Below are 14,507 nucleotides of genomic sequence, written 5' to 3' on the forward strand. Positions count from 1 at the left end.
GACACCGCGTCGATCAGCCGTTGTTCTTCTGGAACCTCTCGTACGCCTTGTTGACCAGGTCGATGTACTGCTCGGAGTTCTTGGCCTTCAGCTCGGCCACGTACGCGTCCCACTCGCTGAGCGGCCGCTGGCCGAGGGCGAACTTCAACGTGTTCTGGGTGACGAAGTCCTTGAGCGGGGTCTCCCAGAGCGACACCTGCTCGCGTTCCTCATCGGTGAACGGTCGCGGCGGGGGGACCTCCCTCGGCTTGCGGGCGTCCATCACCTTCTGGAATTCCAGCTCCTCCGGGGAGAAGAAGCCGCGGACCAGGTCGGGGCTGCCGCCGTAGGCGAAGACGCCGTTCTGGAAGCCGAAATCCTTCTGCAGGTGCTTCGGCGCCTTCGGGTTGAGGCCGAGGAAGTCGACTCCGGGGTTGAGCGTGCGCTTGCCGGAGGCGTCCTTGGTGAAGGTGGTGCCCTCGACGCCCCACCGGGCGAACTCCAGGCCGGTGTCCGAATACCACAACCAGTCGATGAACTGCATCATGGCCACGAAGTTCTTGCTCTCCCGGGCCTTGGAGGAGATCATGATGCCGTTCTCCAGCCGGGGGAACGGGTTGATTTCGCCGGCCGGGCCGATCGGCAGCGGAATCTTTGCCATCTTCGCGTTCGGCAGGGTCTTGGCCAGGTCGGGCCGGTGGTTGTTGACCAGCGTCTGCGCGTTGCCGGTGACCACGAAGGACTTGCCGTTGGCGAGCTTCTGGCGTGCCTGGTCGTCGGTCTGGGTGAAGCTCTCCGGGTCGAGCAGGCCCTCGGAGACGAGCTTGTGCAGGTACGTGACCACCTGCTTGTACTGCTCGGACGAGCCGGTGTAGGTGAACTTCTTCGCCGCCGGGTCCCAGGTGGCGTGCTGGAAGTCCCAACCCGCGTAGGTGGCGTGCGACGAGCCGAGGATCCCCAGCAGGGCGCCGGTCGGGTTGGGCTTGCTGAAGAGGTCGGAGTACGGGTAGACGTTCGGGTACTTCGCCTTCATCGCCTTGAGCACCGCGTACAGGTCGTCCCAGGTCTTCGGGGTCGCCAGGTTGAGTTCCTGCATGATGTCGGTGCGCACCAGCACCGTGTAGTCCTGCGTGGGCTTCTCATGCAGGCCGGGCAGGAGGTAGAACTTACCGTCGGCCTGCCGCAGGTTGTCGATCTCCGGCTTGAGGTTCCACTTGGTGATCTTGTCCTTCAGGTTGGGCATCAGGTCCAGGTAGTCGCTCACCGGGAGGATCGCCCCGGAGGACACGAAAGCGTCCTCCTGCGGGTGGTACGTCTTCGGAATGATCAGCGGGGCGTCCCCGGCGCCGATCAGCAGGCTGCGCTTCTGCTCGTAGTCACTGAGCGGTACGGCCACCGGCTCGATCTTGACATTGGTCCGCTTGGTCAACTCGGACCAGAACAGCCAGTCCTCCTTGAGCGGGTAGAACGTGTGGTTGTTGTAGAGGGTGGAGAAGGAGAGCGCCTCGGTGGCCTTGAACTGGTCGCCGACACCGTACTTTTCCATCGCGCCGACCCGGTTCTCGGACAGGTCCTTCGAGTCCCCGGGGTCCTCGGAACAGGCGGAGATGAGGGTGAGCGCGAGCAGACCCGCGGTGGCTACCGCCACGCGGCGCCACGGCTTGTGGAGCATGGCTCGTCCTTTCGGTGGTGGGGTTTCGGTGGGAGCGGTGCGGAGGCCGACGTCATCCCTTTACCGCGCCGAGCATCACGCCGCGGACGAAGTACCGCTGGACGAAGGGGTAGACCGCCAGGATGGGCAGGGTGGTGAGCACGATCGTCACGGCCTGGAGGGTGGCCGCGGCCTGGACCTTGTCGGCGTCGGCGGCGGCCGACTCGGCGCTCGTGGCGCCCGCGATGAGGTTGCGCAGGTAGACCGTCACCGGGAGCAGGTCCTGCTCGTCGATGTAGAGGAAAGCGGTGAACCACGAGTTCCAGAAGGAGACCGCGTAGAAGAGCACCATCGTCGCGATGATCGCCTTCGAGAGCGGCAGCACGATCCGCCACAGGATGCCGTACGTGTTCAGCCCGTCGACCGCTGCCGCCTCCTCCAACTCGGTCGGCAGGCTCTCGAAGAACGCCTTCATGACCAGCAGGTTGAACACACTGATGGCGTTGGGGATCACCACGGCCCAGATGGTGTTCTTCATGCCGAGGCTGGTGACCAGCACGTAGTTGGGGATCAGACCGCCGGAGAAGAACATGGTGAACAGCGCGACGCCCACCAGGAGCTTGCGCCCCTTGAGCTGGGGCTTCGACAACACGTACGCGTAGCAGGTGGTCAGCACGATCGAGATGAGCGTGGCGACCACTGTGTAGACCACTGTGTTGCGGTAGTTCGTCCAGAACATCCCGTCGGACATCAGGAGCCGGTACGCGGTCAGGTCGAACCCGCGCGGGACGATGGTCACCTTCCCGGCGATGATGTACGCCTCTTCGCTGAGCGAGCGGGCCACGATGTTGAGGAACGGGTACAGCGTCACGACCACGACGCCGAGCAGCACGACAGTGTTGACAATGCGGAAGATCCGGTAACCCCGGCTGTCGTCCGGCCCGCGGGTCTTCGGGGCGTCGCGCTTCGCGCCGAGGGTCACCACAGGCTCGTCCCCACCGTGCGACGGGAGATGAGGTTCGCCGACAGGACGAGGATCAGCCCGATCACCGCCTCGAAGAGACCGATGGCGGCGGCGTAGCTGAAGTTGCTCGACTGGAAGCCCATCCGGAACAGGTAGGTGGAGACCACGTCGGCGGTCGGGTACGTCAGCGGGTTGTAGAGCAACAGGATCTTCTCGAACCCGACGGCCAGGAAGCTGCCGATGTTGAGGATCAACAGCGTCATCATGGTGGGCCGGATGCCGGGCAGGGTGACGTGCCAGGTCTGCCGCAGCCGGTTGGCGCCGTCGATCCGAGCGGCCTCGTACAGGTCCTCGTCGATGGTGGTGAGGGCGGCGAGGTAGAGGATCGTGCCCCACCCGACGGTCTGCCAGACCTCGGACGAGACGTAGATGGTGCGGAACCACCCCGGTTGCTGAAGGAACGCCACCGGGTCACCACCGAACAGTCCGAGGATCTGGTTGGCGGTGCCGTCGACCGAGGTCAACTGCATGACCATCGCCGCCACGATCACGATCGACAGGAAGTGCGGCAGGTACGACACCGACTGCACGAACCGCTTGAACCGGCGGGCACGTACCTCGTTGAGCAGCAGCGCCAGCACGATCGGCAGCGGGAAGCAGAACAGCAGGGTCAGCGCCCCGAGCACCAGCGTGTTGGTGAACACCTCCCAGAACGTCGGGTCGGTGAGGAACATCCGGAAGTACCGGAGCCCGACCCAATACTCACCGAAGATGCTGCCGCCCGGCTTGAAACGCCGGAAGGCGATGACGTTCCCGAGCATCGGCAGGTACCGGAAGATCAGAAAGAACAGCAGCGGCAGGACCGCCAGCGAGTAGAGCTGCCAGTCCCGGCGCAGCGCCTGCCGCCAGGTCCGGCCGCGTCGCGGCGAGCGGGGGGCGGGGCTGGCAACCGCCGGCGAACGCGGCGACGCCGGCGGGGGTGGCCGCAACGTGGATGTCACAGCGGCCTCCTACGCGGACTGCGAAACGGCCACGAGAGGCTCGATCCGCACCGACGTGAGCAGTTCCCGTTGGTGGCCGACCTCGCGCTCGGCGCCGGTCAACCGCAGCGGCAGACTCGCCACCAGGTCGCCGCTGGACCGGCCGAACCGCAGCTCGACGTCGCCGGGCTCGACGATGCGCCGGCCGGAGAGCCCGGTGAACGACGCGACGTCGGCCGGCACCCCGAACGTCACGTGTGCCGATTCGCCGGGCGCCAACGGCAGGCGGGCGAAGCCGACCAGCCGGACCACCGGACGGGTGGTCTGCGCGACCGGATCGTGCAGGTAGAGCTGCACCACCTCGGCACCGTCCCGGTCACCGGTGTTGGCCACGGTGATCCGGACCCGCACCTCGCCGTCGACCGGCCAGGCCGCCGGCTCGTCGTCCGCCGCCTCGACGATGCTGGCGTCGGACCACTCGAAGGTGGTGTAGCTCAACCCGTGGCCGAACGGGTAACTCGGCGTCGGGTCGATCGAGGAGACCTTGTTGCGCCGACCGAGCGGCGGCGCCAGGTAGGTGCTCGGCATGCCGCCCGCGTCGCGGGGCACGCTGACCGGCAACCGCCCGGACGGGTTGACCGCGCCGGTAAGCACCTCGGCGAGCGCCTGCCCGCCGAGTTGGCCGAGGAAGAACGCCTGCACCACGCCCGCCGCGGCGTCGAACTCCGGCCCGAGCGCGTAGGGGCGGCCCGCCATCAGCACCAGGACGACCGGGGTGCCGGTGGCGAGGACGGCCCGGACCAGGTCGGCCTGTACACCGGGTAGCCGCAGGTCGGCGGCATCGCAGCCCTCACCCGAGGTGCCCCGGCCGAACATCCCCGCCCGGTCGCCGACGGCGAGCACACACACGTCGGCGTCGGTCGCCGCGGCGACCGCGGCCGGGATGCCCGAGGTGTCCTCGCCGGTGATGGCGCAGCCGGGTTCGTGGGTGAGCAGCGGGACGCGTCGGGCCAACTCGTCACGAAGCGAGGGAATGTCCAGACCCATCCCGAACTCGCTGTGGTTCACGCCCACGTGGTTGGGGAACGAGTAGCAGCCGAGCATGGCCATCGGATCGTCGGCGAGCGGGCCGACCACTGCCACCCGCCTGCCGGCGGCCAGCGGAAGGACACCGGTGTTGCGTAGCAGGACGACGGCTTGCCGGGCGAGGCGTACGGCCACGTCCTGGCTGACGTCGTCGTCGAACCGCAGGGACGCCACGTCGTCGGGCAGTTCCTTCCAGCCTTCGTCAAGCAGACCGAGTTCGATCTTCTGGCGCAGGACCCGCCGCAGCGCGCAGTCGATCAGTTCCTCGTCGACCTCGCCGCGACGTACCGCCTCCACCAGCGGCGTCCCGAAGGCGTCCACCGTGGGCAGTTCGACGTCGATGCCGGCGCGCAGGGCGAGCCGGGCGGCATCGGCGGCGTCCGCGGCGACCCCGTGCAGGGTCTCCAGGAAACGGACGGCGAAGTAGTCGGCGACGACGGTGCCGGTGAAGCCCCACTCGTCGCGTAGCAGCCCGGTCAGCAACCCGGGGTCGGCGGCGACGGGCAGACCGTCGATCTCCGCGTAGGAGTTCATCACCGAGCGGGCACCACCGTGGCGCAGCGCCATCTCGAACGGCGGCAGGATGACGTCGGCCAACTCCCGGGGACCCATCGGCACCGGCGCGAGGTTGCGTCCCCCACGGGAGGCCGAGTAACCGGCGAAGTGTTTCAGGGTGGCCACCACGCCGGCCCGCTCCAGGCCCCGCACGTACGCGGCTCCCGTCGTCCCCACCAGATAGGGGTCCTCGCCGATCGTCTCCTCGGTGCGACCCCAGCGGTAGTCGCGGGTGACGTCCAGGACCGGGGCGAGGCCCTGGTGCACACCGGCGGCCCGCATGGAGCGCCCGATCCGGTCGGCCATGGCCTCGACCAGTTCGGGGTCGAAGGACGCGCCCCAGCTGAGCGGAGTCGGGTAGACGGTGGCCCGCCACGCCGCGAACCCGGTGAGGCATTCCTCGTGCACCTGCGCCGGGATGCCGAACCGACTGGCCGCGACGATCTGCGCCTGCGAGGCGGCCAGCGACCGGGCGCCGAGCACCGGGTCGACCGGCGCGGTGCCGAACGGTCGGGTGAGCTGGCCCAACCCGTGCCGGATGACGGTGTTCCACTGCGGCGTCTCGCTGATCATGTCGGACTGGTGCGGTGCGACGCCCTCACCGGTGGCTTCGGCGCCGACCCAGACCCCGACGAGCTGGGCGATCTTCTCCTCCAGCGACATCATCGGCACGAGCGCCTCGGCCCGTTCGGTCGGCGACAGCCGCGAGTCGCGCCATGGCGCGCCGCCGCTGTCCCCGGGCAACTGACTTCTCATGCCACGACCCCTCAGCTCCGGCCACATCCCCGCACCCGGTTCGCAGCCGACTTTTCCCACGATCCGAAACTTTCCGGAATCCCGCGTAACCTTTTCGGCAACCTAAGTGCCCCATCGATGAGTGTCAAGGGCTTGCATGGACCTCCGCCGATCGTCGCCGGCACCCCCTGAGTCATCCCAGCCCATCAGCCGTATGGCGAGCGAGGCCGACGAGGTGGGGGCAGCATCGACTGGCGAGAATGGATGATCGTGTTAGGGTCTGCCGAAACTTTCGGATGTTGCGTGAGGCTGCGATGACGGAGCACCGCCCACTCGACCCACCCGCCTCCACCACCATCGCGACCATCGCCAACGACGTCGGCGTCTCGGTCGCGACGGTGTCCAAGGTCCTCAACGGACGTGGTGATGTCGCCCCCGGCACCAGAGCCCGCGTGGAGGCGAGCCTCGACCGCCACCAGTACCAGCGCCGCGCCCGGCGATCCTCCACCGGCAGCGGTCGCATCGAGCTCGTGTTCCACGAGTTCGACACCGGGTGGGCGATGGAGATCCTGCGCGGCGTGGAGGCGGCGACGACAGCGGCCGGCGTCGGGTTGTCGGTCGCCCAACTCGACGGCGCCCACCGCCCGCCGGCCCGATGGCTGGAGGCGCTGCTCGCCGACCGACCCCTGGGTGTGGTGTTCGTCCTCTCGCACCTGGCGGAGGCCCAACAACAGCACCTGCGTCGCCAGGGCATACCGTTCGTCGTCGTCGACACCGACAGCGCGACCTCGGCCTCCGTGCCCACCGTCGGCTCGAACAACTGGAACGGCGGCCTGCTCGCCGCCCGGCACCTCCTGGATCTCGGGCACCGGAGGATCGCCGTCATCTCCGGGCCGCCCGACGTGCTGTGCAGCCGCGCCCGGGCGGCCGGCTTCCAGTCGGCCCACGACGAGGCCGGGATCGTGGTCGACCGGGAACTGGTCCGCTACGGCAGTTTCTCCGCCGGCGCCGGCCACGCCCACGGCCTGCAACTGCTGCGCCGACCGGACCGACCCACGGCGATCTTCGCCGGCTCGGACATCCAGGCCATGGGGGTGCTCCGGGCCGCCCGCCAGTGCGGCCTGCGAGTGCCCGAGGAGCTCTCGGTGATCGGGTACGACAACCTGCCGGTCTCCGCCTGGACCGACCCGGCCCTCACCACGATCAACCAACCGTTGCGCGACATGGCCGGCATCGCCACCCAGATGCTGCTCGACCTGACCAGAGGCAACGAGCCGGCGACCAGCCGGATCGACCTGGTGACCGAGTTGGTCGTCCGGGAGAGCACCGCACCACCCGCCGACCCACGCTGACCCCGGCCCCTGCGAGGACCCGTGCCCTACTCCGCCCTCACACTCGACGAACTTCAGCGGTACGCCCCGGACGTCGCCGAGCCCGACGACTTCGACCAGTTCTGGCGGGACACGCTCGCCGAGGCGGCTGCCCGACCGGTGCTCGTCGACGTCCGCCCGGAGCCCACCAACCTGGTGTTGCTCGACTCCTGGGACGTCACGTTCACCGGCTTCGACGGCGACCCCGTGCGGGCCTGGTACACCCGCCCGGCCGGTGTTCGGGAACCGCTGCCGGCCGTGGTCGAGTACGCCGGCTACGGTCGCGGCCGCGGCCTGCCGCACGAGCGGCTGACCTGGCCGGTGGCCGGGTACGCGCACCTGTTGATGGACAACCGGGGCCAGGCGGGGCAGTACGGCGCCGGAGACACCTCCGACCCGCACGGCGCACCCGGTGGGCCGTGGCCGGTCACCTGGGGCATCCTCGATCCGCGCGACTACCACTACCGTCGTCTGATCACCGACGCGGTCCGGGCGGTCGAGGCGGTTCGCGCCCTGCCCGGGGTCGACGGTGACCGGGTCAGCGTGGTCGGCAACAGTCAGGGCGGTGGCCTCGCCCTCGCGGTGGCCGGCCTCGTCGACGACCTCGCCGCGGTGCTGACCACCGCGCCGTTCCTCTCCGACATGCGACGCGCCGTCCAGCTCACCGACCTCGCGCCGTACGGCGAGATCGCCCGTTACCTGGCCGTGCACCGGGAGGCCGAGGAGGCCGTGTGGCGCACGTTGTCCTACGTGGATGCGGTCACCTTCGGCCGGCGGGCGACGGCACCGACGCACTTCGGGATCGGCCGACGCGACACCGTCTGCCCGCCGCGAACCGCCTTCGCCGCCTACAACCACTACGGCACCGCGAACGGTCGGCCCGTCCCGCCGGAGCGGGAGATCCACGTGTACCCGTTCAACGGCCACGAGGGCGGCGAAGCGGTCCACGTCCGACGTCAGCTGCGCTGGCTCGACTCGGTACTCCATCCAGCTCACGCGTCCACGGTGCAGGACCGCCATCGAGGCTGAACGATGTTACTTTCGGTTGTCATCGGTTGCGCTTCGTGCATTGCCTGCGTACGGCAGCCAGCATCGACATTCGACCGACGGGGAGATCATGACGAGTCGTCAGCAGTCACGCCTGATCTGGTTACGCACCATTCCCGCAACCATCGCGCTCGGCACGCTGGTCGTCTCCACGATGACCGGGCCGGCGCCCGCAGCTGCGGCCTCCGGCACCGGCCGCGCCAATCCGGTGGTCACCTGGGACCTCAACGCCCAGACGGCGATCTGGGACATCGCGGCCCAGCAACCGAACGAGCAGGTGCGCAGTTTCGCGATGGTGAACGGGGCCGTCTACGACGCGCTGAACGCGATCGCCGGCATGCCGTACCAGCCGTACCTCACCGCACCGCCGTCGAGCGGGACCGAGTCGGTGGACGCTGCCGTCGCCACCGCCGCCCACGGCGTACTCGCCGCCCTCTTCCCCGATCAGCGGGAACGGCTTCGGGCACAGTACGACGCGGCTCTCGCCACGATTCGCGGCGGGCGGTCGAAGCAGGGCGGCATCAGGGTCGGGGCGCGAGCCGCGGCAGCGATGGTCGCCGCACGGCAGGACGACGGTGCGTTCGGGGACCAGCAGTGGAGCCACGGGACGAGGCCCGGTCAGTGGCGACCCACACCGCCGCTGTTCCTGTCCCAGGGCGCGTGGACCGGCCACATGCGGCCGTTCCTCATCCCCCGTGCGTCGATGTTCCGCACACCCGAGCCGCCGCAGCTGACCAGCAGCGCCTACACCCGCGACCTCAACGAGGTGAAGGAACTCGGCTCGGTGACGAGCACGGCGCGCACCCAGGACCAGACGGAGGCCGCCATCTGGTGGCACGACCGACGATCCGGCTCCTGGGAGATCAAGCGACAGCTCGCCACCACCCAACAACTGGACGCCCTGCAGACCGCGCGCTTCTTCGCGATGACCGACCTCGTCGTGGCCGATTCAGGCGTGGCGTGCTTCAGCCAGAAGGACTTCTGGAGCTACTGGCGTCCGGTCACCGCGATCCACCAGGCCGACACGGACGGCAACCCGAGGACGGCCGCCGACCCAGGCTGGCAGTCGCTGCTCGTCACGCCGCCCTTCCCCGAGTACCCCTCTGGCCACGCCTGCGGCACCGGTGCGCGCATGTCGCTGTACCGACACTTCTTCGGCCGGGACGACATCGCGTTCAGCGGGTCCAGCGCCGACTCCGGCACGACCAGGCGGTTCACCAGCTTCTCGCAGGCGCTCGACGAGCTCATCGGCGCGCGCGTCTGGGCCGGCGTCCACTTCCGGACCGCTGACGTCGAGGGGGCGAAAATCGGCGAGGAGGTCTCCCGCTACGCGGTCCGGCACTACTTCCGCCCTCTGACGTAGCCAGCCACGACTCCGTCGCACGAGGTCTCAGCCGGCTCGGCGGCGCATTGCTGCTGTTAGCGATAACACGCTATGGTGCGTCGGCGAGGTGCAGGGCACACCTCCGCCACGGCTCATCGGTCCGCCGCACCCGACCGATGCGAGCCACCGCGCCACGACCACCAGTGACGAGGTCCGGGCTCCTGGTCGTAACGCGACGCCCACCTCCGCGTGCTGCGTCATGCCAGCAGCCGTCCTCTTGGCGGCCGCTGCCTGTCGCGCACCCCACCAGAGGAAGTCCCATGAGCAGTTCGATGCTCGCCACTCCCGTCCCTCCCGCACCCACCGCCACCGCTACGACGTCGCGGCCCCGACGCGCCCGCCTGTGGTGGGTCGCCCTGACCGCCGTCGCCGCCATGACCGCCGCCGTACCGATCGCGACCAGTCCCGCGAGCGCGGAGTCCAACGGCGGAGTACGCGTGATGCCGCTCGGTGACTCCATCACCGACGGGTTCAACGTCCCCGGCGGCTACCGGATCGAGCTGTGGCAACGGTTCACGGCCGGCGGTTACCGGATCGACTTCGTCGGCTCGCAGTTCAACGGCCCGGCAAGCCTCGGTGACCACGACCACCAGGGGCACTCCGGCTGGACGATCGCCCAGATCGACGCCAACGTGGTCAACTGGTTGCGGGCCACGAACCCCCGGACCGTACTGCTGCACATCGGCACCAACGACATGTACGGCGACACGTCCGGCGCACCGGGTCGGCTGGCCACCCTCGTCGACCGGATCACCAGCACCGCCCCGAACGCGGACGTGTTCGTCGCGACGATCATCCCGAAGGCCGGTGCGGACAACCAGGTCCGGGGATACAACAACGCCATCCCCGGGATCGTGCAGAGCCGCGCCGCCGCCGGAAAGCGTGTCCACCTGGTCGACATGTACCGTGCCCTGACGCTCAGCGACCTGGCCGACGGCGTGCACCCCAACGCCACCGGCTACCGCAAGATGGCCGCAGCCTGGTACGACGCACTCCGGACGGTGCCCGGCAGCATCGGCGGCGACACACCTCCGACCACTCCCCCACCCACCACTCCCCCACCCACCACTCCCCCGCCGACGACTCCTCCGCCCTCGGGTGACTGCCGCGTCGCGTACACGGTCAACGCCTGGAACAGTGGTCTCACCGCCTCGATCTCGGTGACGAACACGAGCAGCACGCCGGTCAACGGTTGGGCCCTGGCGTTCACGCTGCCCGGCGGGCAGAGCATCACCAGCGGCTGGAACGCCGGCTACTCCCCGTCCAGTGGCGCGGTCACCGCCCGCAACGTCTCGTACAACGCGACCATCGCGCCGAACACGTCTGTCGACATCGGCTTCCAGGCGACCCACACCGGCAACAGTGGCCGCCCGTCCGCGTTCACCCTCAACGGCACCGCCTGCACGGTCGCCTGAGAGCAACCGCGCGGTGCCGGGTCTCGGTGGCCCGGCACCGCGTGCTCTCATCGGGCGTCAGCACTCGGCTGCCGAGCCGGTCGAAAAGGCGTGGTGTGGTCCGGACGACGCAGGTACCACTCGGCCACGGCCAGGTTGATCAACCAGCCAGCGAGCACCAGCCCGGCCCGGGCGTTCCCGTCCGGCTGCTCGCCCACCGCGACGAGGTACGGCGCGTGCGTGAACGCCTGCGTGCCGGCACCGAGGCCGATCGCGTAGCCGCGCACCATCCACCTGCGGTGCTGGGCGATGTCGCGGCGGAGCACGGCGACCAGGCCGAACACGATCGAGACGGCCATGGCCGAGCCGAAGACGAGCCGCAGACCGGCGAGCACGTCGTTGTCATGCGCCGGCAGATCGTAGGCGAAGGCCATCCAGAGCCCGGAGAACGCGACAGTCAGTCCGCAGGGCACGAGCACCCGGCCGGCGCGACGGTGCCATCGGCGGCGGCGCAGGTTGGGCACGAACTGGAACGCGCCGAGGATCGTGTAGACCACCGCACCGACGACGTGCAGCACCACCGGCAGCGGATCGGCGACGAAGCGAGCGTTCGCCGGGGTGACCACCGGTCCGGTGCTCAACTCGGTGAGCCGCCCCGCACCGGCGACCATCGGTATCAGGCCCAGGAGGATCAACGCGGCCGGTAGCCGCCATTCGCGGAACGTCATGCCACCGATGGTGGGTGCCGCACCCGCCCCGGCTCATCGGCACATGGGCCGCGATCGTGTCGGCCCATGGTCGGACGCCGTCGTCGTACTTTCGCCGGTCAACGCAGTCGTCACCACCGCGCCCGGATGCGGTTGGTCTCGTACGCCCACATCGCCACCTCGACCCGGTTACGCACTCCCAGCTTGGTCATGAGGCTGGTGACGTGCGACTTGACGGTGCTCAACGTGATGTGGAACTCGTCGCCGATCTCCTTGTTGGTGCGCCCCCGCGCGACAGCGACGATCACCTGCTCCTCCCGGTCGGTGAGAGGCTCGACGGGCTGCTGACGTGACGCGGCAGGACCCGTGTCGGCGAACGCCTTCAGCAGCCGAGTGGTGACGCTCGGCGCGATCAGCGCGTCCCCGTCGGCAGCCGCGCGAACGGCCTGGCCGAGCAGGTCGGGGCCGGCCTCCTTGAGCAGGAAGCCGCGAGCGCCGGCACGCAGGGCCGTGTACACGTACTCGTCGAGGTCGAAGGTCGTGATGACGACCACCGCGAGCGGCTCGGCGACAGTGGGCCCGGCGAGCGCACGGGTGGCCTCGATGCCGTCCATGCCGGGCATCCGAATGTCGAAGAGACACACGTCGGGGCGGAGCCGACGGGCGAGTTCGACCGCCCGGCGTCCGTCGCCGGCGCCACCGACGACCTCGATGCCGGGCTGCGTGTTGAGGATGATGGTGAGACCGGTACGGACGATCTCCTGGTCGTCCGCGACGAGTACGCGGATGGTCACGCGCCGACCCCCTCGCGCGGGAGCACGGCCGTGACGGTCCATCCCCGGCCGGGATTGGGGCCCGCCTCGCAGGTGCCGCCGAGCAGGTCGACGCGCTCCGACATGCCCACCAGGCCGAACCCGGACGAGCCGTTCGGTCGTGCGGCACCGGCCTCGCCGTCGTCGCTGACCCGCAGCCGCACCGAACGCTCGTCGGCCGTGACGCTGACCTCGATGCGGGTTGCGTGGAGGGCGTGGCGTCGGGCGTTGGTGACCGATTCCTGCGCCAGGCGGTAGAGCGCGGAGCCGACCGCGGGCGGCAGGTCGCCAAGGTCGCCGCGGAGATCCACGTCGACCTCCGGCCCGCTGCGGAAGCGTCCGGCGAGGCTCTCGATGTCGGCGACCCGTGGAACGGGCACCCGGTCGGCGGTCTGGTCGCGGCGGAGGACGTGGACCATCGCGCGCATCTCGGCGAGCGCGCGCGACGCCTCGGCCTCGATGACGCGCAGCGCCTCGACGGCGGCGTTCGGCTGGCTCGCCGAGGCGGCGATGCCGGCCTGGGCGCGGATCGCCATCGCCGACACGTGGTGGGCCACCGTGTCGTGCAGGTCGCGGGCCAACCGCTCACGCTCCAACAGCTTCACCTGGTCAAGCTCGCGCATCCGCGCGGTGGCGCGGAAGCGGGTCGCGGTGCCCAGCGTTGCGGCGGCGAACATCACCGCGAAGCCGGCGACCAGTTCGCCGCCGTCGACCGAACCGGCCAGACCGGCGGTGGTCACCTTGGCCACCACCACTACCGAGCCGATCGCGGCATCCCGGCCGGAACCCCAACGGAACAGCGCGGAGACCAGCAGGACCAGAAAACTCGCCGTGAACATCTGGCAGGGATCGCCGGGCAGCACGAACGGGCCCACCGTGGCGGACCCGAATGCGATCGCCACCATCATCAACGGCCGCGTACGCCGCCACAGCAGCGTGGGTAGCAGGGCGAGCACGACGACGAGGCAGCCCACAGGCCACGGCAGATCGGGCCGGAGGAGCGCCTCCACCACAACCGCCGGCGCGAGGACCGCGATCAACGCCCAGTCGCGCCACCCCCGGGGCGGCGCGGTTGGGACGCGCGGCTCGGCCAACACAGCGCGCGGGCGGGAAAGCATGAGGCCATCGTACGAACGGTGGTGCGAACCCAGATCGTCCCAAAGTACGACTGCGGTGGTGAGCGGGGGCTGTGCGCGGGGCGGGGCGGATCGCGGCGGTGAGCGATATACCTCAGAGTCATAGTTATGACTCTGAGGTATATCGCTCAACAGCACATCGACCTGGCGGACCAGCCGAAGCGGATGGCGAGAGCCCTCGGCTGTGCCCGCAGCCCTGTCGTGAGTGAGGACGTACCGTCTAGCCGATCACTGATCCGTGGCGCGGTAGAGACGACTCACGGTCTCGGCGACGCAGACGGGCTTGCCGCCGCCGTCGCTCTCCACGGTGACCGTCGCGACCACCTGGACCCCGCCGCTCACCGGGGTCACCTCGGCGATGGTGGCGGTGGCCCGGACGGCGGTGCCGACCCGGACCGGCGCGGGGAAGCGCACCCGGTTCAGCCCGTAGTTGACCCCCATCGTCACCCCGTCCACCCGGTAGAGCTGGCCGGCCAGCGTCGGTAGCAGCGACAGGGTCAGGTACCCGTGGGCGATGGTGCCGCCGAACGGTCCCGCCGCGGCCCGGGCCGGGTCGAGATGGATCCACTGGTGGTCGTCGGTGGCGTCGGCGAAGAGGTCGACGCGCTTCTGTTCGACAGGTCGCCACGGCCCGGGCCCGAAGGTCTCGCCGACCGCGGCGGCCAACTCCTCGAACGAGCTGAAGACTCTCATGCCTGCTCTCCCTG

Annotated in this window: 12 protein-coding genes; 4 read left to right on the forward strand and 8 right to left on the reverse strand. The window is 69.6% G+C overall.

The features are described from left to right. Nucleotides 1-13: 13 nt before the first annotated feature. The 4 genes from O7631_RS24810 to O7631_RS24825 are packed head-to-tail and all read right to left on the reverse strand — an operon-like array spanning nt 14 to nt 5,971. Entirely contained in the window at nt 14-1,651 is a 1,638-nt protein-coding gene (locus O7631_RS24810; protein ID WP_278146454.1) for an extracellular solute-binding protein, read from the reverse strand. Between the two features lie 52 nt (nt 1,652-1,703). Next, nucleotides 1,704-2,612, reverse strand: a complete 909-nt coding sequence (locus O7631_RS24815; RefSeq protein WP_278146455.1) for a carbohydrate ABC transporter permease — start codon at nt 2,610-2,612, stop codon at nt 1,704-1,706. Beyond that, entirely contained in the window at nt 2,609-3,595 is a 987-nt protein-coding gene (locus O7631_RS24820; protein ID WP_278146456.1) for an ABC transporter permease subunit, read from the reverse strand. The genes O7631_RS24815 and O7631_RS24820 overlap by 4 nt, the downstream gene beginning before the upstream one ends. 9 nt (nt 3,596-3,604) lie before the next feature. Beyond that, complete coding sequence (locus tag O7631_RS24825) at nt 3,605-5,971, reverse strand: glycoside hydrolase family 3 N-terminal domain-containing protein (protein ID WP_278146457.1); 2,367 nt, start codon at nt 5,969-5,971, stop codon at nt 3,605-3,607. A 293-nt stretch (nt 5,972-6,264) separates the two neighbouring features. Here O7631_RS24825 and O7631_RS24830 point away from each other — a divergent pair, with 293 nt between their 5' ends. From O7631_RS24830 to O7631_RS24845, 4 genes are all read left to right on the forward strand, one after another. After that, nucleotides 6,265-7,302 (forward strand): LacI family DNA-binding transcriptional regulator, encoded by a 1,038-nt coding sequence (locus O7631_RS24830; protein ID WP_278146458.1) that lies wholly within the window; start codon nt 6,265-6,267, stop codon nt 7,300-7,302. 21 nt (nt 7,303-7,323) lie between these two features. Further along, nucleotides 7,324-8,349, forward strand: coding sequence for an acetylxylan esterase (locus tag O7631_RS24835; RefSeq protein ID WP_278146459.1), 1,026 nt, complete (start codon nt 7,324-7,326; stop codon nt 8,347-8,349). Between the two features lie 88 nt (nt 8,350-8,437). Then, nucleotides 8,438-9,730, forward strand: coding sequence for a vanadium-dependent haloperoxidase (locus O7631_RS24840; protein ID WP_278146460.1), 1,293 nt, complete (start codon nt 8,438-8,440; stop codon nt 9,728-9,730). 395 nt (nt 9,731-10,125) lie between these two features. Beyond that, nucleotides 10,126-11,166, forward strand: a complete 1,041-nt coding sequence (locus O7631_RS24845) for a cellulose binding domain-containing protein (RefSeq protein WP_278148020.1) — start codon at nt 10,126-10,128, stop codon at nt 11,164-11,166. Between the two features lie 47 nt (nt 11,167-11,213). On the opposite strand, the gene O7631_RS24850 is transcribed toward O7631_RS24845, so the two are convergent. The 4 genes from O7631_RS24850 to O7631_RS24865 form a co-directional block, all read right to left on the reverse strand. After that, nucleotides 11,214-11,873, reverse strand: a complete 660-nt coding sequence (locus tag O7631_RS24850) for a DUF2306 domain-containing protein (protein WP_278146461.1) — start codon at nt 11,871-11,873, stop codon at nt 11,214-11,216. Between the two features lie 110 nt (nt 11,874-11,983). Beyond that, entirely contained in the window at nt 11,984-12,646 is a 663-nt protein-coding gene (locus tag O7631_RS24855; protein WP_278146462.1) for a response regulator transcription factor, read from the reverse strand. After that, nucleotides 12,643-13,782, reverse strand: a complete 1,140-nt coding sequence (locus O7631_RS24860; RefSeq protein ID WP_278146463.1) for a sensor histidine kinase — start codon at nt 13,780-13,782, stop codon at nt 12,643-12,645. The genes O7631_RS24855 and O7631_RS24860 overlap by 4 nt, the downstream gene beginning before the upstream one ends. A gap of 246 nt (nt 13,783-14,028) precedes the next feature. Beyond that, nucleotides 14,029-14,493: a MaoC family dehydratase gene (locus O7631_RS24865; RefSeq protein ID WP_278146464.1), complete on the reverse strand. Its 465-nt coding sequence runs from the start codon at nt 14,491-14,493 to the stop codon at nt 14,029-14,031. Nucleotides 14,494-14,507: the final 14 nt, after the last annotated feature.

Origin of the sequence: Micromonospora sp. WMMD967, from assembly GCF_029626165.1 — a bacterium.
Taxonomy (GTDB): domain Bacteria; phylum Actinomycetota; class Actinomycetes; order Mycobacteriales; family Micromonosporaceae; genus Micromonospora; species Micromonospora taraxaci.

Bases quoted from the DNA above. Each gene is read 5' to 3' on its own strand.
- O7631_RS24810 (WP_278146454.1), bottom strand. From the start codon at position 1,651: ATGCTCCACAAGCCGTGGCGCCGCGTGGCGGTAGCCACCGCGGGTCTG.
- O7631_RS24825 (WP_278146457.1), bottom strand. From the start codon at position 5,971: ATGAGAAGTCAGTTGCCCGGGGACAGCGGCGGCGCGCCATGGCGCGAC.
- O7631_RS24830 (WP_278146458.1), top strand. From the start codon at position 6,265: ATGACGGAGCACCGCCCACTCGACCCACCCGCCTCCACCACCATCGCG.
- O7631_RS24840 (WP_278146460.1), top strand. From the start codon at position 8,438: ATGACGAGTCGTCAGCAGTCACGCCTGATCTGGTTACGCACCATTCCC.
- O7631_RS24845 (WP_278148020.1), top strand. From the start codon at position 10,126: ATGACCGCCGCCGTACCGATCGCGACCAGTCCCGCGAGCGCGGAGTCC.
- O7631_RS24850 (WP_278146461.1), bottom strand. From the start codon at position 11,873: ATGACGTTCCGCGAATGGCGGCTACCGGCCGCGTTGATCCTCCTGGGC.
- O7631_RS24860 (WP_278146463.1), bottom strand. From the start codon at position 13,782: ATGCTTTCCCGCCCGCGCGCTGTGTTGGCCGAGCCGCGCGTCCCAACC.
- O7631_RS24865 (WP_278146464.1), bottom strand. From the start codon at position 14,493: ATGAGAGTCTTCAGCTCGTTCGAGGAGTTGGCCGCCGCGGTCGGCGAG.